The following is a 26,273-nucleotide window of genomic DNA, read 5'->3' as shown; positions in this document are numbered from 1 at the left end:
CCCTGAACCGGGACGGCCTTGCTGTGGGCCGCGTAAAGCGGTGCGCAGCGCAACAGAACAGGACACTTCAAGATGAATTTCCTATGCGTGCGTGCCCTGGTGATGGGCGTGCTGGCGTGGCCGACGCTGGCGTCTGCGCTGACCCTGGATGAGGCCTTGCGCCTGGCGCAAAACAACGCGCCGTCGCTGACGGCTGAATCCTCCAAATTGCAGGCCGCGACCCAGGCGGCGATTCCGGCCGGCGAACTGCCGGACCCGAAACTGGTAGTAGGCCTGCAAAATTTCCCCGTTGGCGGGCCCAATCGCGGCACGTTGTATGGCGATGACATGACCGAGCAAATGATCGGCATCCAGCAACAAGTGCCCAGCCGCGACAAGCGCAAGGCGCGGGTTGAGTTGGCGTCGGCCAGCGTGGACACGGCGGCCGCCGAAGGCCGGATCGAGCGCTTGAATGTGCGTCAGGCCACCGCCCAGGCGTGGATTCGCGCCTATGCGGTGGAGCGTAAAGAGGCGCTGTTCAAGGACTTCTATCAGCAGAATCGCCTGCTGCAAGACACCGTGCGTGCGCAACTGGCCGGCGGTCGCGGGCAGCCTTCCGACGTGGTGATCCCGAAGCAGGAAGCGGCTGACCTGGCCGAGCGCGAGGATGAGCTGATCCAGCAACGCGCCCAGGCCCGGGCGGCCCTCAAGCGCTGGATCGGCCCGGCCGCCAGTGAAGCCCCCAGCGGGCAATTGCCGAACTGGAAAATCGACACCACCGGCTTCACCCACAACCTGCACCAGCACCCGGTTCTGCAAGCCTTTGCACCGCGCACCCGCGAGGCCGAAGCCCGGCTGAACGAGGCCAGGGCGCAAAAGACCTCGGACTGGAGTTGGGAAGTGGACTACCAGCACCGAGGCCGTGAGTACGGGGACATGGTCAGCCTGCAATTCACCTTCGATTTGCCGATCTTCCCCGGTCGCCGACAAAACCCTGGTATCGCCGCCAAGCAGGCCGAACTCGACCAACTGGACGCCGAACGCGAAGCCAAGACCCGTGAACATACCCAGGAACTCGAAGACGACCTGGCCAACTACCAGCGCCTGGACCGCGCCGTGCAGCGCTGCCAGGGCAGCCTGGTGCCGCTGGCCGAGGAGAAATTGTCGCTGAGCCTGGCGGGGTATCGCGCGGGCAAGGGCGACCTGATGAGCGTGGTCAGCGCCCGCCGCGAGTGGGTCGAGGCGCGCTTCAAACAGATTGACGCCATTGAACAGCGCGCCCTGACCGGCGCCCAGCTGTATTTCGCTTACGGGGAACCCGCCAATGAATAACCGAATCGTGAATATGGCCCTGTTGGGCGGCGTCCTGCTGCTGGGTCTGGGTGGCGGCTATTGGCTGGCGCAGACACGCGAGGCACAGCCGGCCATGGCCGGGACGATGCAGGCGCCGGACGAGAAAAAGGCGCTGTACTGGTACGACCCGATGTACCCGCAGCAGAAATTCGACAAGCCGGGCAAGTCGCCCTTCATGGACATGCAACTGGTGCCGCGCTACGCCGGTGGCGCCGAGGAGAGTGCGGCGATTCAGGTCGACCCCAGCCTGACCCAGAACATCGGCGTGCGCCTGGCGAGCGTCAGCCGTGGGGTGCTGGCGTCAAGTCTTGAGCTGTCGGGAATCCTCGCCTTCAACGACCGCGATGTGGCGGTGGTGCAGGCGCGCGCTGCGGGATTTGTCGAGCGGGTTTACGCCCGTGCGCCGGGGGATGTGCTCAAGGCTCAGGCGCCCCTGGCGGACATTCTGGTGCCCGAATGGGCCGCCGCTCAGGAAGAGTTCCTTGCTCTGCGACATAGCGATCCGGGTTTGTTGGCTGCCGCCCGCCAGCGTCTGCGCTTGAGCGGAATGCCTGCCGGGCTGATCACGCAGATGGAGCGCAGCGGCCGGGCGCAATCGGTGATGACCATCACCACCCCGCTGGGCGGCGCGTTGCAGACCCTCGACGTACGCGAAGGCATGACCGTCGCGGCGGGCCAAACCCTGGCGCGGGTCAATGGCCTGGGCACCGTGTGGCTGCAGGTCGCCGTACCTGAAGCCCAGGGCGCCGCGCTGGCCGTTGGGCAAACGGTCGAGAGCCGTTTTGTCGGGTTGCCGGGACAAGTCGTCAAAGGCACCGTCGCCGCGATTCTGCCGGCAACCGCCATGGACAGCCGCACCGTGCAGGTTCGGGTCGAACTGCCCAACCCTGACGGTATGTTGCGCCCCGGTATGACCGCCCAGGTGCGCCTGGCCCAATCCAGCGGCCAATCGGTGCTGTTGCTGCCGAGCGAGGCGTTGATTCGCACCGGCAAACGCGTGCTGGTGATGGTGGCCGAGGAGGGCGGGCGATATCGCCCGGTAGAAGTCCAGGTGGGTGCAGAAAACCAGGACAACACCGTCATCCTCGCCGGCCTGCAGGAAGCCCAGCAGGTGGTGGCCTCCGGTCAATTTCTGCTGGACTCCGAAGCAAGTTTGAAGGGAATTACCACTCAATCGTCCGGCGGTTTTTCAGATGAGGGGGCCATGGACGGCATGAGCATGCAACCGGGAGCCCGGCCATGATCGCCCTGTTGATTCGCTGGTCGGTGGCCAACCGATTTTTGGTGTTGTTGGCGACTTTATTCGTGACGGCCTGGGGTTTGTGGTCGATCCAGAACACCCCGGTGGACGCCTTGCCGGACCTGTCGGATGTGCAGGTGATCATCCGCACGCCGTACCCGGGCCAGGCCCCGCAGATTGTCGAGAACCAGGTCACTTACCCGATGACCACCACCATGCTCTCGGTGCCGGGGGCGAAGACCGTGCGCGGCTTTTCGTTCTTCGGCGACAGCTACGTCTACGTGCTGTTCGACGAGGGCACCGACCTGTATTGGGCGCGCTCGCGGGTGCTGGAATACCTGAGCCAGTTGCAGGCGCGTTTGCCGGCATCGGCCAAGCCGGCGCTGGGCCCGGATGCCACCGGTGTCGGCTGGATCTACCAGTACGCGCTGGTGGACCGCACCGGCAAACACGACCTGGCGCAACTGCGCTCGTTGCAGGACTGGTTCCTCAAGTTCGAGCTCAAGACCCTGCCCAATGTCGCCGAAGTGGCGACCATCGGCGGCCAGGTCAAGCAGTACCAGGTGCAGATCGACCCGCTGGCCCTGGCCAGTCGCGGCATCACCCAGGCCCAGGTGGTGGAAGCCATCGGCAAGGCCAACCAGGAAACCGGCGGTTCGGTGCTGAACATGGGTGAGTCGGAATACATGGTGCGTGCGTCCGGCTACCTGAAAACCCTGGAGGACTTTCGCGGCATTCCCCTGCGGCTCGACACCCACAACGTGCCGGTGACCCTTGGGGATGTGGCGACGATCCAGCTGGGCCCGGACATGCGCCGGGGCATCAGTGAACTGGATGGCGAAGGCGAGGCGGTGGGCGGCGTGGTGATCCTGCGCAGCGGCAAGAACGCCCGCGAGGCCATCGCGGCGGTCAAGACCAAGCTGGAGCAACTGCAAACCAGCCTGCCGCCCGGGGTGGAAATCGTCACCACCTACGATCGCAGCAAACTCATCGATCGCGCCGTGGACAACCTCAGCCACAAGCTGCTCGAAGAGTTCCTGGTGGTGGCGCTGGTGTGCGGGATCTTCCTGTGGCACCTGCGCTCCTCGCTGGTGGCGATCATTTCGTTGCCGGTGGGGGTGTTGATTGCCTTTATCGTCATGCGCTTCCAGGGCATCAACGCGAACATCATGTCCCTGGGCGGGATTGCGATTGCCATCGGCGCGATGGTCGATGGCGCGGTGGTGATGATCGAGAATGCCCACAAGAAAATCGAAGCCTGGCACCACGCGCATCCGAACCAGGAATTGAAGGGGGAGGCGCATTGGAAGGTCATCACCGATGCGGCAGTGGAGGTGGGGCCGGCGTTGTTTTTCTGCCTGCTGATCATCACCTTGTCGTTTATCCCGGTGTTCACCCTGCAAGCCCAGGAAGGCCGCTTGTTCGGGCCGCTGGCCTACACTAAGACCTACGCCATGGCCGCTGCGGCGGGGTTGTCGGTGACCCTGATCCCGGTGCTGATGGGCTACTGGATTCGCGGGCGTATTCCCGATGAGCAACGCAACCCGCTGAATCGCGGCCTGATCAAACTCTACCAACCGGCCCTCGACGCGGTATTGCGCTGGCCGCGCATGACCATGCTGGTCGCGCTGCTGATGGTCGCCAGTGCGCTATGGCCGGTGTCGCACCTGGGCGGTGAATTCCTGCCGCCGCTGGATGAGGGTGACCTGTTGTATATGCCGTCGGCGTTGCCTGGTTTGTCGACGCAAACTGCCGGCGCATTGCTGCAACGTACCGACCGCTTGATCAAGAGCGTGCCGGAAGTCGCCCACGTGTTCGGCAAGGCCGGCCGCGCAGAAACCGCCACCGACCCGGCGCCGCTGGAAATGTTCGAAACCACCATCGAGTTCAAGCCGCGAGACCAATGGCGCCTCGGCATGACTCCGGAAAAACTGGTGAAGGAACTCGACCGGGTGGTGCAGGTGCCGGGGCTGACCAACATCTGGATTCCGCCGATCCGCAACCGTATCGACATGCTCGCCACCGGGGTCAAAAGCCCGATCGGCGTGAAGGTCGCGGGTTCCAGCCTGATGGACATCGACGCCGTGACCCAGGCCGTGGAAAAGGTCGCCAAGACGGTGCCCGGCGTCAGCTCGGCGCTGGCGGAACGCCTGACGGGCGGGCGCTACATCGACGTGGATATCGACCGCCCGGCCGCCGCGCGTTATGGCCTGAGCATCACCGATGTGCAGTCCATTGTCTCCGGGGCGATTGGCGGGGAAAACATCGGCGAGACCGTCGAAGGCTTGGCGCGGTTTCCCATCAACCTGCGCTACCCGAAAGAATGGCGCGACTCGGTGAGCGCGATGAGCAACCTGCCGATCTATACGCCGTCAGGCAGCCAGATCACCCTGGGCACCGTGGCCAGGATCAAGGTCAGCGAAGGCCCGCCGATGCTCAAGAGCGAAAACGCCCGGCCTTCCGGCTGGGTGTACATTGACGTGCGTGATCGCGACCTGGCGTCGGTGGTGAAGGACTTGCGCGAGGCGATCAACCAGAACGTGCAACTGCAACCGGGCATGAGCCTCAGCTACTCGGGGCAGTTCGAGTTCCTGGAGCGGGCCAATGCGCGCCTGAAACTGGTGGTGCCGGCGACCTTGCTGATCATCTTCGTGCTGCTGTACCTGACGTTCCGGCGGGTGGATGAGGCGCTGCTGATCCTCGCCACGTTGCCGTTCGCGCTGACGGGTGGGGTGTGGTTGCTGTACTGGCTGGGCTTCAACCTGTCGGTGGCGACGGGTGTTGGATTTATCGCGTTGGCGGGGGTGTCGGCGGAGTTCGGCGTGATCATGCTGCTGTATTTGAAAAACGCCTGGGCCGAACGCCAGGGAGGAGGGGACCAGGCCCTGCTGGAAGCCATCACCGAAGGTGCCGTATTACGCGTGCGGCCCAAGGCGATGACCGTGGCCGTAATCATCGCCGGCTTGCTGCCGATCCTTTTAGGCGGCGGCACCGGCAGCGAAGTCATGAGCCGGATTGCCGCGCCCATGATTGGCGGCATGCTCACAGCGCCCTTGCTCTCCCTCTTCGTCATCCCGGCGGCATATAGGCTAATGCGCAAATCCAAAAGCTAACGACAATCAAATGTGGGAGCGGGCTTGCTCGCGAAAGCGGTGTGTCAGTCGCCAGATGCCGTGGCTGACCCACCGCGTTCGCGAGCAAGCCCGCTCCCACATTTAGACCTCATTCAGCCTGACCCACCGCTCCTCCTTGGCCGCCACCCGAATCGCCGCCGCCAACCGCTCAACCTCCCAAGCCGCCGCAAAATCCGTCCCGTCACTGCCCTTGCCGGCCAACGCCATCACCAACTCATGCACCTCCAGCGTCTTCAACTCGTTGTACCCCAACTGATGCCCCGGCGCCGGACTGAACGCCGCATACCCTGGCAACGAAGGCCCCGCCAACACCCGCTGAAACCCCTCCTGCCCAACCCGAAACAGCTGCAATTCATTCAACCGTTCCTGATCAAACAACAACGTGCCCCGCGTGCCACTGATCTCAAAGCTCAGGTGATTCTTATACCCATGCTTCAGCCAGCTACTGCTCACTGTCCCCCGTGCCCCATTGGCAAACCGCAACAACGCATGCACCTGGTCATCCACCGCAATCTCCCGCAGCGTCTCACTCCCGGCGGTGGCAGGCCGCTGCCCGTGCACCGTTTGCGTATCGGCACACACACTCACCACATCCCCCACCAAATAGCGCGCCATGGACAGTAAATGGCTGCCCAGATCCGCCAACGCACCGCCGGCATGTCCCACCTCACAGCGCCACGACCACGGCGACGCCGAATCCGCCATGAAATCCTCGCTGAACTCCCCCTGAAAACTGATGATCTCCCCCAACTCACCGCGGGCGATCAACTGCCGGGCCAAGCCAATCATCGGGTTGTGCTGATAGTTGTAACCCACCCGCGTCACCACCCCGGCCTTGCTCGCCGCATCACGCATCGCGGCCGCCTGCTCCAGGCTCACCGCCAGCGGCTTCTCGCAATACACCGCCTTGCCTGCCGCCAGTGCAGCCATGGCCATGGGGTAGTGCAAATGGTTGGGAGTAGTGATGGCGACAACATCCACCTTGGGATCGTCAATCAACTGCTGCCAGTCGCCATGGGCCTGGGCAAACCCCCAGTCAGCGGCGCAGCGTATTGCGCGCTCGGTATCGGCATCGGCCAGGGCGGCCAGCGTGAGCTTCACCGGCAGCTCGAACACCGCCCGCGCATTATTGAACGCCAAGGCGTGGGCACGCCCCATAAAGCCTGTACCAATCAGGCCGATTCCGAGTTCGCGCATAGCCGGGTTCCTTCGAATTATTGTATTGAGAAGCCTATTTATGGAATAAATATTCCCAAAACTCAACACATAGAATAAAAATTCATTCCAAGGCCCACACCTCCCCCGTGGCGAGGGAGCTTGCTCCCGCTGGGCTGCGCAGCGGCCCCAAAAGGCGTAGGCGCCCTGCGCACTCCAGCGGAAGCAAGCCCCCTCACCCCAACAGCCCCCCTCCACGGATCACCGCCGCTGATAGCACTACATTCAGCACCGACCCAAACCCCTCCAGTTAACAAAACATAACGTAGCGCCGATTGTCAGACGATTCCAAAGCCCGCTAGGATGGCCCAGCTTGCCCAAGGCGCTCTAGATTGCAGGTTTCAGGGCTCCCCACGGCAAGACGACCTAACAATAATAAATGGGAGAAAGGTCTATGAGTGAGCCTGTCATGGGTGTGGTGTTTTTCCGCCCGAAGGCCACGCGCAGGGTCGCATTGCTGGCCACAGCGCTCTCGTTGCTGGGGGTTGTCGCGTTGTCGACACCGGCCCATGCCGCCACAGAAACCACCGCCGCCGCGGTGTTCGCCATTGACTCCCCCAAGGCCGCCAAAAGCCTGATGATCGACGTGGTCCACGCAGGCAAGCGCCTGGTCGCGGTCGGTGATCGCGGGCACATCCTCTATTCCGACGACCAGGGTGTCACCTGGACCCAAGGCAAAGTCCCCACCCGGCAACTGCTGACCGCCGTGTTTTTTGCCGACGACCAACACGGCTGGGCGGTGGGCCATGACGCACAGATCCTCGCCACCACTGACGGCGGCGTTACCTGGACCCAACAATTCCAGGACCTCAAGCGCGAAGCACCGCTGCTCGACGTCTGGTTCAAGGACGCCAGCAACGGCTTTGCCGTGGGTGCCTACGGTGCGCTGATCGAAACCACCGACGGGGGCAAGACCTGGGACGACGTCAGCGACCGCCTCGACAACGAAGACCAATACCACCTCAACGCCATCGCCCAGGTGAAAGACGCCGGGCTGTTTATCGTCGGTGAGCAGGGCAGCATGTTCCGCTCCCATGACGAGGGGCAAACCTGGGAAAAACTCGAAGGCCCCTACGAGGGCTCGCTGTTCGGCGTGATCGGCACCGCCCAGGCGCAGACGCTGTTGGCCTACGGCCTGCGTGGCAACCTGTTCCGCTCCACGGATTTTGGCAGCACCTGGGAGCCGGTGGAGCTGAACGCCACTCGTGGCGCGCTGGAGTTCGGTTTGTCGGGGGCGACCCTGCTGGACGACGGTTCCATCGTGGTAGTGGGCAACGGTGGCAGCGTGGTGGTCAGCCACGACGACGGCCTGACCTTCAGCGTATTCAATCGCCCGGACCGCATTTCGCTGTCGGCGGTCACCGCGGCGGGCAACGGCAACTTGATTCTGGCGGGGCAGGGCGGCGTTCGCGTGGCCAGTCCAACCGGCGCCGAGCCGACAAAACAATAAGAAGGCGGGGACACAATGAGCAGTCATCACAACGACAAGGCCACGTTTCTCGAGCGCCTGATTTTCAATAACCGCCCGGCAGTCATCACGATCTGCCTGCTGGTGAGTATTTTCCTGTTCTGGCAGGCGACGTTGATTCGCCCGTCCACCAGCTTCGAAAAAATGATCCCCCTCCAGCACCCCTTCATCGAGAGGATGATGGAGCACCGCAACGACCTGGCGAACCTGGGCAACACGGTGCGCATTTCGGTGGAGGCCAAGGACGGTGACATCTTCACGAAGGAGTACATGGAGACCCTGCGCCAGATCAACGACGAGGTGTTCTACATCTCCGGCGTCGACCGCTCCGGCCTCAAGTCCCTGTGGAGCCCCAGCGTGCGCTGGACCGAAGTTACCGAAGAAGGCTTTGCCGGCGGTGAAGTGATCCCGCAGAGCTACAACGGCTCGCCGGAAAGCCTCGACCAGTTGCGCAACAACGTGCTGAAGTCCGGGCAGGTCGGGCGGTTGGTGGCCAACGACTTCAAGTCGAGCATCGTCGACATTCCGCTGCTGGAGTCCTATCCGGACCCACAGGACCAGGGCAAGCTGCTGGCCCTGGACTACCGCAAGTTCTCCCATGAGCTCGAAGACAAGATCCGCGACAAGTTCGAAGCGCAGAACCCCAACGTCAAGATCCACATTGTCGGTTTTGCCAAGAAGGTCGGCGACCTGATCGACGGCCTGGTGATGGTGGTGATGTTCTTCGGTATCGCCTTCGTCATCACCCTGGTGCTGCTGCTGTGGTTTACCAACTGCCTGCGCAGTACCGTCGCGGTGTTGAGCACCACGCTGGTGGCGGTGATCTGGCAGCTCGGGCTGATGCATGCCCTGGGTTTCGGGCTGGATCCCTACTCGATGCTCGTGCCGTTCCTGATCTTCGCCATCGGTATTTCCCACGGCGTACAGAAGATCAACGGCATCGCCCTGCAATCCAGTGATGCCGACAACGCCCTGACCGCGGCCCGGCGTACCTTCCGCCAGCTGTTCCTGCCGGGCATGATCGCGATCCTCGCCGATGCGGTCGGTTTTATCACCCTGTTGATCATCGATATCGGCGTGATCCGCGAGCTGGCAATCGGTGCTTCGGTGGGTGTGGCGGTCATCGTGTTCACCAACCTGATCCTGCTGCCGGTGGCGATCTCCTATGTCGGCATCAGCAAACGCGCCATCGCCAAGAGCAAGAAGGATGCGCACCGCGAACACCCGTTCTGGCGCCTGCTGTCGAAGTTCGCCAGCCCCAAGGTCGCGCCGGTGTCGATAGCCCTGGCGCTGATCGCCTTCGGTGGCGGCCTCTGGTACAGCCAGAACCTGAAGATCGGTGACCTCGACCAGGGTGCACCGGAGCTGCGCCCGGACTCGCGCTACAACAAGGACAACAACTTCATCATCAACAACTACTCCACCAGCTCCGACGTGCTGGTGGTGATGGTCAAGACCCCGCCCGAAGGCTGCTCGCGGTATGAAGCCATGGCGCCCATCGACCAGTTGATGTGGAAGATGCAGAACACCGAGGGCGTGCAGTCGGCCATCTCGCTGGTGACCGTGTCCAAGCAGATGATCAAGGGCATGAACGAGGGCAACCTGAAATGGGAAACCCTGTCGCGCAACCCGGACGTGCTGAACAACTCCATTGCCCGTGCCGATGGCCTGTATAACAACAATTGTTCCCTGGCGCCGGTGCTGGTGTTCCTCAACGACCACAAGGCCGAAACCCTCGACCGCGCGGTGCATGCGGTGCAGGACTTCGCGAAAGAGAACAACAAGGACGGCCTGGAATTCATCCTCGCCGCCGGTAACGCCGGGATCGAGGCGGCCACCAACGAGGTGATCAAGGAGTCCGAGCTGACCATCCTGATCCTGGTTTACCTGTGCGTGGCCACCATGTGCATGATCACCTTCCGCTCGTGGGCGGCGACCCTGTGCATCGTGCTGCCGCTGGTGCTGACCTCGGTGCTGGGCAACGCGCTGATGGCGTTCATGGGCATCGGTGTCAAGGTCGCGACCTTGCCGGTGGTGGCGCTGGGGGTGGGGATTGGCGTGGACTACGGCATCTACATCTACAGCCGCCTGGAGAGTTTCCTGCGGGCCGGCCTGCCGTTGCAGGAAGCCTATTACCAGACGCTCAAGTCCACCGGTAAAGCCGTGCTGTTCACCGGCCTGTGCCTGGCAATCGGCGTATGCACCTGGATCTTCTCGGCCATCAAGTTCCAGGCCGACATGGGGCTGATGCTGACCTTCATGCTGCTGTGGAACATGTTCGGCGCGTTGTGGCTGCTGCCGGCGCTGGCACGCTTCCTGATCAAGCCCGAGAAGCTGGCGGGGCAGAAGGGCAATTCGCTGTTCGCCCACTGATCCAACGCTGTTTGCCAAAACGCCGTGGCCTGTGCCACGGCGTTTTGCATTGCGCGGGCTTAGGCCGATGCAACGATTTGACCTATCATGAGGTCTTTCCTCTTGATGATTGATGGTTATGACTGCCGACACCGCTACCTTGCCCGACGCTTTTGAAGACTGCCAGATGGTCGAAATCGATGGCCTGCACAGCTTCGATTTCAGCCTGGATGACCAGACGTTATCGATCATCTGCATGGACGGTCGCGCCGAGAAGCGCTGGAGTTTCACCCTGGAGCAAGTCAAGGCGGCGACCTTTGATCAAACCCTGCAAAGCTGGACACTTACCGATGACAAGGGCGAACACCGCCTGGTCTGCATGAGCGGCGTCACCGGCAACAATAATGACGAGGATGAAGCGGATGATGATGCGTAAATTCTGGCCCCTGCTGATGGCCGGCAGCGTAGGCGCAATGTCGGTCCAGGCCGCGCCGGTGGACACCTATGAGTTGCTGGTGGGCAGCTACACCGCCGGCACCAGCGAAGGTATCTACCGTTTGCAGTTCGACAGCCGTACCGGGCAGTTCAGCGGCCAGCCGGTGCTCGCCGCCAAGGCGGCCAACCCGTCGTGGCTGACCCTGTCCAAGGACCAGAAGCACCTGTTTGTGGTCAACGAAAACGGCCCGGGCCAAAAAGACCCGGTGGGGCGCGTCAGCAGCTACAGCATCGACCCGAAGAACCATCAACTGACCCTGATCAACCAGGTGCAGAGCCTGGGCAACGAGCCGACCCATTCCAGCCTGGCCAGTGACGGGCGCTACCTGTTCGTGGCCAACTATTCGGTGCTGGAAGATCCGGGCGGCAGCCTCGCGGTGCTGCCGCTAGACACCGAAGGCAAGCTGTCGCCGCCAGTGCAGTTGAGCGGGCACCCGGCCAGCCGGGTCAACCCGGAGCGCCAGGCGTCCAACCACGTGCATTCGGTGGTGTCTTCGCCGGACGGCAAGTACGTGTTTGTCCAGGACCTGGGGGCGGACAAGATCTTTGCCTACCACTACGACCCCAAGGCCAACCACGAACTGCCGCTGACCCCGGCCGCCCCTGCGTTTGTGCAATTGCCACCGGGCAGCGGCCCGCGGCACCTGCTGTTCACCGCAGACGGCAAGCACGCGTGGCTGACCACCGAGATGAGCGCGCAAGTGGCGGTGTTCGACTACAACGATGGCAAGCTGACCCAGAAGCAACTGGTCAACTTCGCGGATGGTCAGCCGGTGTCCGACAAGGCCGGCGCCGCGTTGCATGCCTCAAGTGACGGCAAGTTCCTCTACGTGAGCAACCGAGGCACCGCCAACCAGATGCTGGTGTTTGCCATCGACCCGGCCACTGCGCAGCTCAAAGAGATCCAGCGCCGGTCGGTGGAAGGTGACCATCCCCGGGAGTTCGCCCTGGACCCCAGCGGCAAGTTCCTGTTGATCGCCAACCAGAAGAGCAACGAGATTGTGGTCGTCGAGCGCGATCCCAAGACCGGTCTTTTGGGCAAAACCGTGCAGAAACTGGCGATTGATGCCCCCAGCGACCTCAAGTTCCTGGTGCGGCAATAAGCCACAGGCCCCGCAGTGCGGGGCCTGACTGGTTGTATTAATACTATTAATAGCGGCTAGTGTTTCAATGAATTTCTAAGGCTAACCCCTCGGGCGTAAGTTTGGTTCCAAGGCCAACACAGGCCACCAAGCCAACCGAACACAAGGGTTACCGACATGAACTTCAATCTTTTCTCGATCATCGCCGCTTCCGCTGTTTCCGCCACCGTAGCGTTGCCAGCCAGCGCCAGTGTTGAAATCAGCAGCAAAAAAACCAGCACCAGCGCCTACACCCAGAAATACCTGCAACAAAGCGCCAACTTCTATGCAGCGCTGGACCACAAAATCCAGAACTGATCTTGAAGCTGATGAAGATCAAATGTGGGAGCGGGCTTGCTCGCGAAAGCGCCGGGTCAGTCTATACATGGGCTGACTGATACACCGCCTTCGCGAGCAAGCCCGCTCCCACATTTTGTCCTGCGACAGTCTCAGGTTTTTGCCATCACGGCGATGAACAACGGCGATTCCAGGAAGCGCTGCAACCAGTCCTGCAACCGCGGATACGGCGCCCGGGCAAACCACTCCCGATCCACATGGGCAAACTGCCGCACAAACGGTGCAAGTGCCACATCCGCCAGGCTCAAATGCCCGGCCAGCAAATACTCCCGCTCCGCCAGCAACCCCTCCAGCTTCATCAAAAACACCTCACCCTCGGCCCGATAATGCTCCATCGGCTGCTCCGGATAGCGCTCGGCATACTTGTATCGATTCAATTGATGTTTGAAGCCCTGATCATTCTCTTCAATCAGCGCCTGCGTCGCCCGATCATCCCCAAGCAACCAACCCTCAGGATCGTTCTGTGCCAGTGCCCAGCGTATGATCGCCAGGCTTTCATCGATCACCCGGCCATCCACGCTCAGCACCGGCACCGTGCCTTTGGGTGACAACGCGAGCATCTCCGCCGGCTTGGCCTTGAGGCTGACCTCGATGATCTGCACCGCCACCCCTGAATACCGCAGGGCCATCCGCGCCCGCATCGCATAGGGGCAACGGCGGAACGAATACAACACGGCCTCGCTCACTTGACCTCCAGGGTGCTCAAGCCATTGCCCTGGCGCTTGACCTGAATCTGCACCGGAATCCGCTCGTGCATTTCCTGCACATGGGAAATCACCGCCACCTTGCGGCCCTGGGCCTGCAAGCCGTCGAGGGCGTCCATCGCCAGTTGCAGCGACTCGGGGTCGAGACTGCCGAAGCCTTCGTCGATAAACAGCGACTCGATCTTCAACGTGCTCGACGCCATCGACGCCAGGCCCAAGGCCAGGGCCAGTGAGACGAGGAATGTCTCGCCACCCGACAACGAATGCACCGAGCGCAATTCGTCGCCCATTTCCGTGTCGAGCACCAGCAGGCCGAGCATGCTCCCGCCGCGTTTGAGGCGGTAGCGGCGCACCAGTTGGCGCAGTTGGACGTTGGCGTGGTGCACCAGCAGGTCGAGGTTGTAGGCCTGGGCGATCTTGCGGAAGGTATCGCCGGTGGCCGAACCGATCAGTGCATTCAGGCGTGCCCAGCGTTGCCATTCTTCGTAGGCCTTGGCGATCTCTGCTGCCAGCGCCTGGTTGGCATCCTGGCGGCGCTGGTCGTCAGCCTGGCGGGCACGCAGTTCGGCGCAGTCTTTTTCGCCAATGGCCAATGCGGCGTTGAGTTCGGCCAGGGCGTCGTCCAGCTGCTCGGCTTCAAGGTTGCCGTTGTGCAGCGCCTGGTGATCCTTGAGCCGTTGTTCGCGCTCCTGCAACAACACCTTCGCCTGTTCGACCGCTTTTTCGCTGTGTTGCAGTTGCTGGCGCAGTTCGGCCACCTGCGGTTCATCGAAGCCCACCAGCCGTGCCAGGCCTTCGTCATCGAGCTCCGGGTGCAAGGCGCGCCAGTCGTTCAGGCGCGTGCTGAGGGCCAGGTGCTCGGTGTCCAGGGATTGTTGGCGCTCTTGCAGCGACTTGAGGTCGGCAGCCAGTTGGATCAACTGGTTGCGGGTGTCCTGCAACTGCTGGTTGGCCTCGCTCTCATGCTGGCGAGCCTGCTCGACGGCCTGGTCCAGCTGCTGTTGCCAGTGCTCGGCGCTGGGGCTTTCGCCCAGCAGGCCGGCGAGTTTTTCCTCGGCCGCGTGTTGCAGGGCGCTCTGTTCGGCGAGCTGTTTGTGCAAAGTCTCCAGCTGCTGCTGGCGATGTTGCTGGCGGTCCTGCTCTTTCTCGATGGCTTGCTGGCGCTGTAGCTGCTCGGCCAATTCTTCCTTTTGGTTGTCGAGCTGTTCCAGGCGCTGGCTGACCTGCTGGTCGAGCAACATGAAGGTCGCCGCCGGCTCGCTGCGCAGGCCTTCGAGGGTCTCGGTGGGGAGCAGGCTGGCGAAGGCGTTGAGTTCTTCGTCCAGGCGTTCGCGGTCGTTGGACAGTTCCCGTTGCTGGTCGATCAGTAACTGGCGCGCCTGTTGGCTGGCGTCCTGGGCGGCTTGCAGTTGTTGCTGCAAACGCCCGGCGTTCTGTTGCAGGTTGAGCAGGGCGCCCTGGCGTTGCTCGTCCTGGGTGAGGCTCTGGCTGAGCTGGCTCAGTTGCTGGACGAGCCAGGCGTCGCGCTTGGCCGCGTCCTGGTTGAACAGCGAGGCCGACAGCGGATGGGCTTCAAGGCTTGGCAGCAAGGCCTGCAACTGGCTGGCGAGTTGCTCCTGTTGTTGCAGGAATTCCTTTTGCTGGGCGATCAGGCCGCCCACTTCGCCACGCAGGTCAGTGAGTTTTTCCTTGAGCACATCCACGGCTTGCTGCGCGTTGGCTTCTTCGCTTTCGTCGTGGCGGGTCAGGCTTTGCAGCATGGCTTCGGGCTGGTGATACGGGTGCTCGACACTGCCGCACACCGGGCACGGCTGCTCATCCTGCAGCTGGCCGCGCAACTCTTCGACGCTGGCACTGCGGGCCAGGCGCTGGCGCTCCAGCAGTTGCTTGGTAACGGTCAGGGTCTGTTCGGCGACGGCCAGCTCGGCCTTGGCCTGCAAGCCGCTCTGGTTCAACAGTTCGCGTTGTTGCTGGGCGAGGGTCTGCTTTTGCGTCAGGGCCTGGCTCTGGCTGTCGAGTTGCTGATGGCTGTCCCACAGCCGCGCCAGGTCTTCAAGCGCGCGATGTTGCTTGCGGTTGTCCTGGAGCAGGCTGCCGAGCAACTGGATCTGTTCGGCCACTGCATGGGGTTCGGCGCCGGCTTCGTGGTACAGCAGGTCAAGGGCTTCGCGTTGCTCGGTCCACTTCTGGCCGAGGCGGGTGGCGCGCTCTTCCAGTTGTGGCAGTTCGGCCTGGCCTTTATTGAGGCGATTGCCGATCAGCATCAGCTGTTGCAAGCGGTCGCGGTAGGCGCTCCAGGCCTCACTCAACGGTGCGAGGGCGGCGCTGCGTTCAAGCTCTGCGGCCAGCCTGTGCAGGCGCTCGGCGACAACTTTCTGCTTGTCGAGCAAGCCGGTCAACGTCGCCTGGCCTTCCACGCAGGCAGCTTCACCCAGCTGTTTCTCTTCGCTGCGTTTGGCCAGCTCACGGGTCAAGTGGGCGAGGGTGGTTTGCTCCTCGAAGGCCTGGCGCAGCAAGGGCACAGCGTCGGCTTGCTGCTTGAGGGCCTGGGCGAGGGCGGCTTGCACGTCGGCCTGTTGCTGTTGCAGTTGGGTCTGGCGGGTGTGCAGCGCGGTTTGTTGCTCAAGGTGCTGCTGGATCTGCGCGGCAAGGGGCTGCAGCTGCGTGGTCAGTTCGGCCTGGCGGGCGAAGTGGTGACGTTGCGGCGCCAGTTGTTCCAGGCGGCTGAGGTCCAGGCGCTGCGGGCCCTGGCTTGCCCAGTGTTGCTGGGCCTGTTGCAGTTGCTCGACCGCGCCTTGTTGGCGCTCCTGCCATTCCCGCAGTTCCTTCAGCCAGGTGTGCTGCAACTCGAGTTGCTTGAGTTGCACCTGCTGGGTCTTGAGCTGTTGCTGTGCGGAGGCCAGCTGTTCGTCGAGTTCGGCGCGGGCCTCGGGGGCCAGCGGGGTGACGCCGGTGGCCTGGTCCTGCAGGTGTTTGTGGGCGTCCCGGGCGTCCTTGGCCTTGTCGAAGGCGCGGCGACCGAGTTGGGTATAGAGCGCAGTGTCGGTGAGCTTTTCCAGCAGTTCGCTGCGCTCGTTGTCGTTGGCCTTGAGGAACGCGCTGAACTCACTTTGCGCGAGCAACACCGCGCGGGTGAACTGCTCGAAGTTCAGGCCCAGGGCCAATTCCAGCTGGGTCTTGTATTCGGTTTTCTGGCTGGCCAGCAGTTGCTCGCTGTCCAGGTCGATCAGGCTTTGCCGGCTGGCTTGCAGCTTGCCGCTGGCCTTGTCCCGGGCGCGGTTGGCTTCCCAGCGGGCGCGGTAGCGACGGCCACTGACGCCGACAAAATCCACTTCGGCATAACCGCCGCCAGTGCCCCGGCGAATCAGGGTGCGTGGGTCACCGATGGAAATATCGGTGTCGGCATCCGGCATTTTTGCCTGGCCGGTATCGCCCAGGCGCGGCACGGCGCCAAACAGCGCCAGGCACAGCGCATCGAGCAAGGTACTTTTACCGGCGCCGGTGGGCCCGGTAATCGCGAACAGCCCGGCGCTGGCCAGGGGCTCGGCGGTAAAGTCGATTTCAAACGGACCCGCCAAAGAGGCGAGGTTTTTCAGGCGAATGGCGAGGATCTTCATGGCTGTTCGCCCTCCTGTTGCACTTCCTGGAGCAGCACGGCGAAGTCCTTCAGGGTCTGTTCGTCCACTTCACTGCCGTAGCTTTCCTGCCAGGCGCGGCTGAACAATTCCTGGGGCGTGAGCTGGTCGAGTTCGATCAGGCGGTCTTCCTGGCTGTCTTCACGGCCTCCGTTGCCTGCGTATTCAGCGGCGATGCGCACCAGGCGCACGGCCTTGCCTTGCAGGGCGTTTTCCACCTGCTGGCGCAGGTCGGGTTGCGGTTCGTCGAGGCGCACCCGCACTTCCAGCCACGGTTGGCGCTGGGTTTCGGCCAGCAGGTCGATGTCGGGCAGGTCGGCCAGTTGCTTGAGGATGTCGGCCAGGGGCGCGGCTTCCAGGCGTTGCAGGTTGACCGAGCGCGGGATCAGGCGGGATTCGACGCTGACCAGGATTTCGCCGTCCAGTTGCACGTCGAGGATCTGGTGCTGGTAGCCGATTTCCGAGAATGACAGCGGAATCGGTGAGCCGCAGTAGCGAATCCGCTCCTCGCCATTCACCCGCTGGGGTTTATGCAAATGGCCGAGGGCCACATAGCTGACGCTGGCATCGAACAGGCTGGCGGGCAGCGCTTCGGCATTGCCGATGATCAGGCTGCGCTCGGAGTCTTCCGACACCGAGCCGCCGGCCATGTGCGCATGGCTGATGGCAACCAGTGCCTGGCCCGGCTGGCGCTTGGCATTGGCGGCGGCAATCAGCCACTCGTGAACCTGGCCGATGCCCCGCAGGTAATCGTCCCCCAGTTGGGCGCCGGTCACTTCGGCCGGGCGCAGGAACGGCAGGGCCAGGCACCAGCCGGCGATTTCACCGTCAGCACCGGGCAATGGAATCAGCAGGCGTTCGACATCCAGTTGTCCGTCATCCAGCCACAGCACCCGTCCCAGGGCGTGGGTGCGCAGGCGGCGCATCAACGGCGCCGGCAGTTCGATGCGCGAGCCGGAGTCGTGGTTGCCGGCGATCATCACGATGGTCAGTGCAGGGTTTTGCTCATGGGCGCTGATGATGAAGTCGTACAGCCGCTCCTGGGCCTTGAGTGGCGGGTTGACCGTGTCGAAGATATCGCCGGCGATCAACAGCACGTCAGGGCGATGCAGGCCCAACTGGCCCAGCAGCCAGTCGAGGAAGCAGGCGTGTTCGAAGTCGCGTTCCTGGCCGTGCAGGTTTTGCCCAAGGTGCCAGTCGGAGGTATGAAACAGACGCAAGGCGATCTCCGTAAAAAAGAGGGTGACCGCTCAAGACAAGGTGGCGGTACGCAGAGCCGCCAATTCTACTGTGCTAATGAACCTATTGCGCGTACGCCCTGCTTTTTGTGGCGAGGGAGCTTGCTGTGGTGAAGGAGATTGCTGGTGAAAGGAGCTTGCTGTGGCGAGGGAGCTTGCTCCCGCTGGGCTGCGAAGCAGCCCCAAAACAGGCAAATGCGCTTCTTCCTGGAAAACCGCATCAGCCGGATAAGGGCCGCTTCGCGCCCCAGCGGGAGCAAGCTCCCTCGCCACAGCAATCTCCTTCACCAAAGCAATCTCCCTCACCACAGAAAGCGGTCTCACACTCATTGAGGTGTCTGGCGAAGTTAAACGTCGCGCATCAAAAGGCCGAAGCGCAGATCCGTCTCCGCCGGGATCGGCAGATACACCGTATGGCCGTCGCCCGGCGCCACTTCGATAGCCTCGCCCTTGGCGTTGTGCAGCGTGGCCAGGTCAAAGTGGAAATTCCCCGCCGGGGTCATCAGTTCCAGGTGATTACCCACGGCAAAGCGGTTCTTCACCTTGACCTCGGCCAGTTCGCCGCGCCGTTCACCGGTGAGCTCGCCGACGAACTGCTGACGTTCAGACACCGAGCTGCCGTTCTGGTAGTTCTGGTATTCATCGTGCACGTGTCGGCGCAGGAAACCTTCGGTGTAGCCGCGCTGGGCCAGGGATTCCAGGTTGGTCATCAAGCCCCGGTCAAACTCGCGCCCGGCCACGGCATCGTCGATGGCCTGGCGATACACCTGGGTGGTGCGGGCGCAGTAAAAGTGGGATTTGGTGCGGCCTTCGATCTTCAACGAGTGCACGCCCATGCGCGTCAGTTGCTCGACGTGCTGCACCGCCCGCAGGTCCTTGGCGTTCATGATGTAGGTGCCGTGTTCATCTTCGAAGGCGGGCATCTGTTCGTCGGGGCGATTGGCCTCCTGCAGCAGGAACACCTGGTCGGTGGGCGCACCGAGGCCCAGGGTCGGCTCGGGCGCATAGTGCTGCACGATGTCGCCGGCGGCGTTTTCCACCGCAGGCGTCGCCTGGTATTTCCAGCGGCAGGCGTTGGTGCAGGTGCCCTGGTTGGCATCCCGCTTGTTCATGTAGCCCGACAGCAGGCAGCGCCCGGAATAGGCCATGCACAGCGCACCGTGCACAAACACTTCCAGCTCCATGGCGGGGACTTGCTGACGGATTTCCTCGATCTCTTCCAGCGACAGCTCCCGGGACAGGATGATCCGGCAGATGCCCTGCGCCTGCCAGAATTCGACGCTGGCCCAGTTCACCGTATTGGCCTGCACCGACAGGTGGATCGGCATGTGCGGGAAGTGCCGGCGCACCAGCATGATCAGGCCCGGGTCGGACATGATCAGCGCATCCGGGCCCATGGCGATCACCGGGGCAAGGTCCTTGAGGAAGGTTTTCAGCTTGGCGTTGTGAGGCGCTATGTTGACCACCACATAGAACCGCTTGCCCTGGGCCTGGGCTTCCTGGATGCCGAGGGCGAGGTTGGCGTGGTCGAACTCGTTATTGCGCACCCGCAGGCTGTAGCGCGGTTGCCCGGCGTAGACGGCATCGGCACCGTAGGCAAAGGCATAACGCATGTTTTTCAGGGTGCCGGCGGGGGCGAGCAGTTCGGGGGCGATAACGGGAGGCATGGGTTCGGGTCGCAAAAGGGCGGCAGGGTAGCCGGGCCGGGTGCGCAGTTTATTGATCCAGGTCTAATAAGTAGGGCACTCGCGGGATTTGCAGTGGACTAAACATCAAGGCGCACATGAGCGCCTGGTGTTTTAGACATGGACCGGACATGAACCAAACCAATCTGCAATTCAAAACCCTGCTGTTACTGCTCGCCCTGGTGACCATCGCGTTTATCTGGATTTTGCTGCCGTTCTACGGCGCGGTGTTCTGGGCGGTGATCCTGGGGATCATCTTTGCGCCGATGCAACGGCGCTTCCAGCAACGTTTTGGCTGGAACCGCAATCTCACATCTCTGGCAACCCTGACGGTGTGCCTGATAATCGCGATTCTGCCGGTGATCATCACCAGTGCCTTGCTGGTGCAGGAGGGCGCGACGCTTTACAAGAACGTCGAGAGCGGCAAGCTCGACGTTGCCGGGTATATCGAGCAGTTCAAGAACTTCCTGCCACCGTATTTCCAGCATCTGCTGGACCGCTTCGGCATGGGCAACCTGGAAGGCCTGCGGGAGAAGATCGTCAAGAGTGCGATGCAGGGCAGCCAGTTTTTTGCGACCCAGGCGTTCAGCTTTGGCCAGGGCACGTTTGATTTCCTGGTGAGCTTTTTCATCATGCTGTACTTGCTGTTCTTCCTGCTGCGCGATGGCCCCGAGCTGGTGCGCAAGGTGCGCACCGCGGTGCCGCTGGCCGAACCGCAGAAGCGTCGCCTGCAATTGAAGTTCAACCGGGTGGTGCGTGCCACGGTGAAAGGCAACGTGCTGGTAGCGGTCACGCAAGGCGCGTTGGGTGGTTTGTATCTTCTGGTTCCTGGACATTCCCAGCGCGCTGCTCTGGGCGGTGTTGATGGCGTTTCTGTCGCTGCTGCCGGCGGTGGGCGCGGGGATTGTGTGGGGGCCGGTGGCGGCGTACTTCCTGCTGAGCGGGTCGATCTGGCAGGGCGTGGTGCTCGGGTTGTTCGGGGTATTTGTGATCGGGCTGGTGGACAATGTGCTAAGGCCCATCCTGGTGGGCAAGGACACCCGCATGCCGGATTACCTGATCCTTATCTCAACTTTGGGCGGCCTGTCGATCTTTGGCTTGAACGGCTTTGTCATCGGGCCACTGATTGCTGCGTTGTTCATGTCCAGCTGGGCGCTGTTTGTGGAAACCAAACCGCGGGTGCAACTGCCTTAGGCATGAAAGCAATGCGCCATTTTGACCGACAGGGCCTGGGCGGCCGGTAGTGAAGTGAGTGGGCCGCTGATGGCTTCGCCATCGCGTACCAGGTACCAGCAGGCGAGTAGACCCAGCTCCCGGAGAGAGGCGGGAACGGCACTGCCGATGACAGACATGATTTGAATAGTGGGCATGATGACCTCCGATACGCTATGGAGGTGACATTACGGTGCGTGGGCCTTCAGGGAAAATCAACCTGCTCGATAGTCGACATCACTGTTATCGAGCGACCCTCAGTCAGTCGACCACCTGGTCGAGCATATGCACCACTTCCTGTTCACTGAGCAGGCCCTTGCGCACCAGGTTTTCCGTCAGCAAGGACAGGAACTTGGCGTTGCGATGGCCTTCCAGGGCCTTGAGCTCCGTCAGTACGCTATAGACCTTGCTCGAGGTGCAGAGGCCGGCGGTGCGATGTGGGTTTTGCGTGGGCATGGGCAATCGTCCTTGTTGTTATTGGTCGGACAGTGTTGATAGTGGAAGCCTTTTGAGACACAAACATGACAGCGCAGGCCCCGTTCGGGCAAGCGCCTATTGAGATCAATGATGTGGGATTTGGCCACAGCCATTGTCCTTATAACGACCTTGGCGAGATTTATTCAGACCTGCAGGCCAAAAAAAGGCCCCGCTTTTAGGGCGGAGCCTGTTCAGGTGTATCAGTTGAGGCTTACCAGCCGCGACCGTAATAGCCGTGTGGAGGGCCGTAGTAGCCGCGCGGTGGGCCGTAGTAGACCGGCGCCGGGCGGTAATAAACCTGTTGTTGCACATACACAGGCGGTGGCGGTGCGTAGTAGACCGGCGGCGGAGCGGCATACACCGGCTGCGGCTGGACATACACCGGTTGTTGCACGTAGACCGGCCGCGATTGACTGGCGACGATCGAGCCGCCTACCACTGCACCAACAACGGCTCCCAGTGCGAGCGGAGCACCCCAACCACCACCGTGGGCGGAGGCCTGTCCTGCCATAGCGAGTGCGCCGATCAGCAAGGCGATCTTGGGGAGTTTACGAATCATGGTCATTCCTCGGTTAGCCCCTGCGCTCATGGTCTGCAATCAATCGACTCAAGGATTGTCGCGGGGATACTTTTAAGACAGCGTATTTCTAAAAAACAGCACAGCCGATAGGTAAAGGTTGTGTAAGGTCTGTATCGGTTGGCTTACACAAGTGGCCGGGCACAGTGCGTATGATCCATGACAACCCGCCGGCGCGGGTATTCCGTCTATCCGAAACCGCCTCTGGAATGGCTTCAAGGAGTTACCGATGCAGATGAACCCCAACAAGGACACCCAACTGTGCATGTCACTGTCGGCGCGCCCCGGGAACTTTGGCCTGCGCTTTCATAACCACCTGTATGAGCAGTTGGGGTTGAATTTCTACTACAAGGCCTTCAGTAGCCAGGACCTGCCGGGCGCCGTCGGTGGCATTCGGGCCTTGGGCATTCGGGGTTGTGGCGTGTCGATGCCGTTCAAGGAAGCCTGTATTGCCCTGGTGGATGAGCTGGACGATTCGGCGCGGGCCATTGCGTCAATCAATACCATCGTCAACACCGACGGGCATTTGAAGGCCTACAACACCGACTACATCGCCATCGAGCAACTGCTGCACAAGCACCAGGTGCCCAAGGACTCGACCTTCGCCCTGCGCGGCAGCGGCGGCATGGCCAAGGCGGTGGCCAGTGCCTTGCGCGATGGCGGCTACGCCAAGGGCGTGATCGTGGCGCGCAATGAAGAAGCGGGCCGGGCGCTGGCCCAGAGCCTGGGGTATGAGTGGCAGGCGCAGTTGGGTGCCTTGCGCCCGCAGATGCTGGTCAACGTGACGCCGATTGGCATGACCGGAGGGGCGGAAGCGGATCAGTTGGCGTTTGAAGCTGACGCGGTTGATGCGGCCGAGACGGTCTTCGATGTGGTGGCGATTCCCTCGGAAACCCCACTGATCCTGCGTGGACGGGCCCAGGGCAAACGAGTGATCACCGGTTTGGAAGTGATCGCCATCCAGGCGTTGGAGCAGTTCGTGCTGTACACCGGCGTGCGGCCGACGGATGAACAGTTTCAGGCGGCGGTGGCATTTGCCCGGAGCTGAGCATCACCGCTGGCGGTGTGGAGAGTGAGCTTGCTGTGGAGGGTGAGCTTTTGTGGCGAGGGAGCTTGCTCCCGCTGGGTTGCGCAGCAGCCCCAAGAAAATGGGAGCGCTACGCACTCCAGCGGGAGCAAGCTCCCTCGCCACAGCAAGCTCCCTCGCCACAAAAGCTCCATCACCACAGCGAGCTCCATCACCACAGAAGCCCACTCACCACAAACATTATTCGAGCCGCGAAAGGCGCTCTTCCAGCGCCGCAATCCGCGCTTCCAGCTCTTCGATACGCTCCAGGGAAACCCCACTTCCCGCACCACGCTCCACCGGATTCCCACGTGCCGCCAGGATCGCTTCAATGTCCGCCGGGTCGCCCAGGGCGTGCATGTACCGATCTTCCCGCTGCCCCGACTGACGCGGCACCAACAACGCCAGCCCACGGGCAATCAGGCGTTCCAGTTGATGCGCCACCTGCTCAGCGTCTTCAAAGTCATGCATGCGCCCGCTGCGGGTCAGCAGTTCGTTGACCGTCTGCGGCCCCCGCAGGAACAGCAACCCGCTGAGAATCACCTGGGCCGGCACCAGCTCCAGCGCCTTGTCCACCCGATGCTCCCAGCGGTCGGCGCGGCTGCCCATCACCAGCCGGGTAAACCCGCGGCCTTCCAGGGCCCGCAGGCTCTGGCCAACCTGGCCCTGGCTGAGGTTCATCACCGGTTCGCGGCTGGTTTTCTGGTTACAGGCGATCACCAGCGCGTTGAGGGTCAACGGGTAGGTTTCAGGGCTGGTGGCCTGTTTTTCGATCAGGCAGCCCAGGATGCGGATTTCCGTGCTGTTCAGGCGCGGCTCTTCGGAAGTGGTGTCGTGCTCGGTGGTCATCGCGCTTTCCCTAATGCAGTGAGCTCACTAGCCTAATCCTGAAAAAATAAAAGACAAGCGGCGCCGGTGGCCGGCATGTCTATAATCGCGGCTGTTTCAAACCCTGCCACAACTGTCGAGACTGTCATGACTATTTCCCTGTACGCCGCTTCCCTCCCGGTCTTCAAGCAAATGCTCAACGCCCTGAGCGATGTGCTGAACAAGGCCGAGGCCCACGCCACCGCCAAGAACATCGACCCGAACGCCTTCCTGCAGGCACGCCTGTACCCGGACATGTTCCCGCTGGTGCGCCAGGTGCAGATCGCCGTCGACTTCGCCAAAGGCGTTTCTGCCCGCCTGGCTGAAATCGAAGTTCCGAAATACGACGATACAGAAGTCACCTTCGCCGACCTGCAAGCGCTGATCGCCAAGGTCCTGGCGTTTATCGACACCATCACCCCGGCCCAGGTCGACGGTAAAGAAGGCATCGAGATCATCACTCGCCCTGGCACCCCGAAAGAGAAGCGCTTCAGCGGCCAGTCGTACCTGCTGAGCTACGGCCTGCCGCAGTTCTTCTTCCACGTCACCACCGCTTACGCCTTGCTGCGTCACAACGGCGTGGAAGTGGGCAAGCGCGACTACATGGGAGCGTTCTAAGCCTTGTAATAAAAAGCCCGGGGCGGTTCATTCACGAACTGCCCCGGGCTTTTTTGTGCGCGCAAGGTCTACGCGGCTTGTTCTTCCTTGCCCAGGCACGCGGCAGCGGTGAACAACACATCGGTGGACGAGTTCAGTGCGGTCTCCGCCGAGTCCTGCAACACGCCGATGATGAAGCCCACGGCCACCACCTGCATGGCGATTTCGCTGGGAATGCCGAACAGGCTGCACGCCAGCGGGATCAACAGCAGCGAGCCCCCGGCAACCCCCGACGCGCCGCAGGCACACACCGCCGCGACCACGCTGAGCAGCACGGCGGTGGGGATGTCCACGGCAATGCCCAGGGTGTGCACGGCGGCCAGGGTCAGCACGGTGATGGTGATGGCAGCGCCGGCCATATTGATGGTGGCGCCCAGCGGGATCGACACCGAGTAGGTGTCTTCATGCAGGCCCAGGCGCTTGCTCAACGCCAGGTTGACCGGAATGTTGGCCGCCGAACTGCGGGTGAAAAACGCGGTGATCCCGCTTTCCCGCAGGCACATCAGCACCAGCGGGTAAGGGTTGCGGCGCAGCTTCCAGAACACGATGGCCGGGTTGATCACCAGCGCGACGAACAGCATGCAGCCGATCAACACCAAAAGCAGGTGTGCGTAGCCCAGCAGGGCGCCGAAGCCGGACGTGGCGAGGGTCGAGGCCACCAGGCCGAAAATCCCCAGGGGCGCGAAGCGGATCACCATGCGCACGATCAGCGTGACGCCGTTGGACAGGTCCCCCAGCACGGTGCGGGTGGTGTCGCTGGCATGGCGAATGGCGATGCCCATGCCGATGGCCCACGCCAGGATACCGATGAAATTGGCGTTCATCAGCGCGCTGACCGGGTTGTCCACCACGCTCAGCAACAGGCTTTGCAACACATCACCGATACCGCCGGGAGGGCTGACGGCCACATCGTGGGTGGCCAGCACCAGCGAGGAGGGGAACAGCGTGCTGGCGATCACCGCAACCACGGCGGCAGCGAACGTGCCCAGCAGGTACAGGAACAGGATCGGGCGGATATGGGTTTCCTGGCCGTGCTTGTGGCTGGCAATCGAGGCCATCACCAGCACAAATACCAGGATGGGCGCGACGGCCTTGAGCGCCGAGACAAAGACCTTGCCAATAAACCCGGTGGCTTGTGCGACGTCGGGCAACAGCAGGGCCAACAGGATACCGGCGATCAGGCCGATGACAATTTGGGTGACCAGGCTGATAGACATCAGGCGTTGAAAGAGGGAAGGGGCAGCAGTCATAAAGAGGTTGTCTCTGGTTTTTTTAATAGATGCAGCTAGGCAGCATGAATCTGGCAGGGGCGAAGTCTAACATCTGTAGGAAACGTCTAATCCGGGTGCGGCGTTCCGTCACCACGATGGGACACATTCTGTTAACATTGCCCATCCTCTTATTTCTTCTCTATCAGCGGGCCCTCCGGGCTGTCGTTGAT

Annotated in this window: 20 protein-coding genes and 1 pseudogene; 11 read left to right on the top strand and 10 right to left on the bottom strand. The window is 62.2% G+C overall.

Annotated features, from left to right (window positions below):
- Positions 1 to 72: 72 nt before the first annotated feature.
- The 3 genes from QF039_RS16415 to QF039_RS16405 are packed head-to-tail and all read left to right on the top strand — an operon-like array spanning position 73 to position 5,685.
- A complete protein-coding gene (locus QF039_RS16415; RefSeq protein WP_307519506.1) occupies positions 73 to 1,311 on the top strand; it encodes a TolC family protein in 1,239 nt (412 codons plus the stop codon).
- Positions 1,304 to 2,575: an efflux RND transporter periplasmic adaptor subunit gene (locus QF039_RS16410; protein WP_307519503.1), complete on the top strand. Its 1,272-nt coding sequence runs from the start codon at positions 1,304 to 1,306 to the stop codon at positions 2,573 to 2,575. Before QF039_RS16415 ends, QF039_RS16410 begins: the two co-directional genes overlap by 8 nt.
- Entirely contained in the window at positions 2,572 to 5,685 is a 3,114-nt protein-coding gene (locus tag QF039_RS16405; protein ID WP_307519502.1) for an efflux RND transporter permease subunit, read from the top strand. Before QF039_RS16410 ends, QF039_RS16405 begins: the two co-directional genes overlap by 4 nt.
- A gap of 102 nt (positions 5,686 to 5,787) precedes the next feature.
- Here QF039_RS16405 and QF039_RS16400 read toward each other — a convergent pair whose 3' ends face one another.
- On the bottom strand, positions 5,788 to 6,903 hold the full coding sequence (locus tag QF039_RS16400) for a Gfo/Idh/MocA family protein (RefSeq protein ID WP_177080953.1): 1,116 nt from the start codon (positions 6,901 to 6,903) through the stop codon (positions 5,788 to 5,790).
- A 427-nt stretch (positions 6,904 to 7,330) separates the two neighbouring features.
- Here QF039_RS16400 and QF039_RS16395 point away from each other — a divergent pair, with 427 nt between their 5' ends.
- The 5 genes from QF039_RS16395 to QF039_RS16375 all read left to right on the top strand — a co-directional run bounded on the left by QF039_RS16395 (position 7,331) and on the right by QF039_RS16375 (position 12,675).
- The gene (locus tag QF039_RS16395) at positions 7,331 to 8,371 is read left to right on the top strand and encodes a YCF48-related protein (RefSeq protein WP_256347045.1); all 1,041 of its coding nucleotides are present in this window, start codon (positions 7,331 to 7,333) and stop codon (positions 8,369 to 8,371) included.
- A 15-nt stretch (positions 8,372 to 8,386) separates the two neighbouring features.
- Complete coding sequence (locus QF039_RS16390) at positions 8,387 to 10,762, top strand: RND family transporter (protein ID WP_003211205.1); 2,376 nt, start codon at positions 8,387 to 8,389, stop codon at positions 10,760 to 10,762.
- A gap of 118 nt (positions 10,763 to 10,880) precedes the next feature.
- Positions 10,881 to 11,177, top strand: a complete 297-nt coding sequence (locus QF039_RS16385; protein WP_307519500.1) for a DUF5629 family protein — start codon at positions 10,881 to 10,883, stop codon at positions 11,175 to 11,177.
- Positions 11,164 to 12,339 (top strand): lactonase family protein, encoded by a 1,176-nt coding sequence (locus tag QF039_RS16380; protein ID WP_307519498.1) that lies wholly within the window; start codon positions 11,164 to 11,166, stop codon positions 12,337 to 12,339. Before QF039_RS16385 ends, QF039_RS16380 begins: the two co-directional genes overlap by 14 nt.
- A 156-nt stretch (positions 12,340 to 12,495) precedes the next feature.
- Entirely contained in the window at positions 12,496 to 12,675 is a 180-nt protein-coding gene (locus tag QF039_RS16375) for a hypothetical protein (protein WP_003211212.1), read from the top strand.
- 131 nt (positions 12,676 to 12,806) lie between these two features.
- On the opposite strand, the gene QF039_RS16370 is transcribed toward QF039_RS16375, so the two are convergent.
- From QF039_RS16370 to yegQ, 4 genes are all read right to left on the bottom strand, one after another.
- Complete coding sequence (locus tag QF039_RS16370; protein ID WP_307519495.1) at positions 12,807 to 13,400, bottom strand: glutathione S-transferase; 594 nt, start codon at positions 13,398 to 13,400, stop codon at positions 12,807 to 12,809.
- Complete coding sequence (locus QF039_RS16365; RefSeq protein WP_307519493.1) at positions 13,397 to 17,035, bottom strand: AAA family ATPase; 3,639 nt, start codon at positions 17,033 to 17,035, stop codon at positions 13,397 to 13,399. Before QF039_RS16365 ends, QF039_RS16370 begins: the two co-directional genes overlap by 4 nt.
- Positions 17,032 to 18,273, bottom strand: coding sequence for an exonuclease SbcCD subunit D C-terminal domain-containing protein (locus QF039_RS16360; RefSeq protein ID WP_177040023.1), 1,242 nt, complete (start codon positions 18,271 to 18,273; stop codon positions 17,032 to 17,034). Before QF039_RS16360 ends, QF039_RS16365 begins: the two co-directional genes overlap by 4 nt.
- 365 nt (positions 18,274 to 18,638) lie before the next feature.
- On the bottom strand, positions 18,639 to 19,958 hold the full coding sequence (gene yegQ / locus QF039_RS16355) for a tRNA 5-hydroxyuridine modification protein YegQ (protein ID WP_307519490.1): 1,320 nt from the start codon (positions 19,956 to 19,958) through the stop codon (positions 18,639 to 18,641).
- A gap of 149 nt (positions 19,959 to 20,107) precedes the next feature.
- Here yegQ and QF039_RS16350 point away from each other — a divergent pair.
- Positions 20,108 to 21,170, top strand: a pseudogene (locus QF039_RS16350) (AI-2E family transporter).
- Here QF039_RS16350 and QF039_RS16345 read toward each other — a convergent pair.
- From QF039_RS16345 to QF039_RS16335, 3 genes are all read right to left on the bottom strand, one after another.
- Entirely contained in the window at positions 21,167 to 21,346 is a 180-nt protein-coding gene (locus QF039_RS16345; RefSeq protein ID WP_003211225.1) for a hypothetical protein, read from the bottom strand. The pseudogene QF039_RS16350 and the gene QF039_RS16345 overlap by 4 nt on opposite strands.
- A 103-nt stretch (positions 21,347 to 21,449) precedes the next feature.
- Positions 21,450 to 21,644, bottom strand: a complete 195-nt coding sequence (locus QF039_RS16340) for a hypothetical protein (protein ID WP_003211226.1) — start codon at positions 21,642 to 21,644, stop codon at positions 21,450 to 21,452.
- A gap of 232 nt (positions 21,645 to 21,876) precedes the next feature.
- Complete coding sequence (locus QF039_RS16335) at positions 21,877 to 22,230, bottom strand: hypothetical protein (RefSeq protein WP_008435927.1); 354 nt, start codon at positions 22,228 to 22,230, stop codon at positions 21,877 to 21,879.
- 241 nt (positions 22,231 to 22,471) lie between these two features.
- On the opposite strand from QF039_RS16335, the gene QF039_RS16330 reads away from it, so the two are divergent.
- On the top strand, positions 22,472 to 23,290 hold the full coding sequence (locus QF039_RS16330; protein WP_003211230.1) for a shikimate 5-dehydrogenase: 819 nt from the start codon (positions 22,472 to 22,474) through the stop codon (positions 23,288 to 23,290).
- Between the two features lie 219 nt (positions 23,291 to 23,509).
- Here the strand turns inward: QF039_RS16330 and QF039_RS16325 are convergent, their stop codons facing one another.
- Positions 23,510 to 24,157 (bottom strand): YceH family protein, encoded by a 648-nt coding sequence (locus tag QF039_RS16325; RefSeq protein WP_307519485.1) that lies wholly within the window; start codon positions 24,155 to 24,157, stop codon positions 23,510 to 23,512.
- A 126-nt stretch (positions 24,158 to 24,283) separates the two neighbouring features.
- On the opposite strand from QF039_RS16325, the gene QF039_RS16320 reads away from it, so the two are divergent.
- Positions 24,284 to 24,793 carry a DUF1993 family protein gene (locus QF039_RS16320; protein WP_003211233.1) on the top strand — a complete coding sequence of 170 codons (510 nt, stop codon included), beginning with the start codon at positions 24,284 to 24,286 and terminating at the stop codon, positions 24,791 to 24,793.
- 68 nt (positions 24,794 to 24,861) lie between these two features.
- Here the strand turns inward: QF039_RS16320 and sstT are convergent, their stop codons facing one another.
- Positions 24,862 to 26,082 (bottom strand): serine/threonine transporter SstT, encoded by a 1,221-nt coding sequence (sstT, locus tag QF039_RS16315; protein WP_003211235.1) that lies wholly within the window; start codon positions 26,080 to 26,082, stop codon positions 24,862 to 24,864.
- Between the last annotated feature and the right edge of the window lie 191 nt (positions 26,083 to 26,273).

It is taken from the genome of Pseudomonas sp. W2I6, from assembly GCF_030815935.1.
Lineage (GTDB): Bacteria > Pseudomonadota > Gammaproteobacteria > Pseudomonadales > Pseudomonadaceae > Aquipseudomonas.
This window is presented reverse-complemented; position numbering and strand designations above follow the sequence as displayed.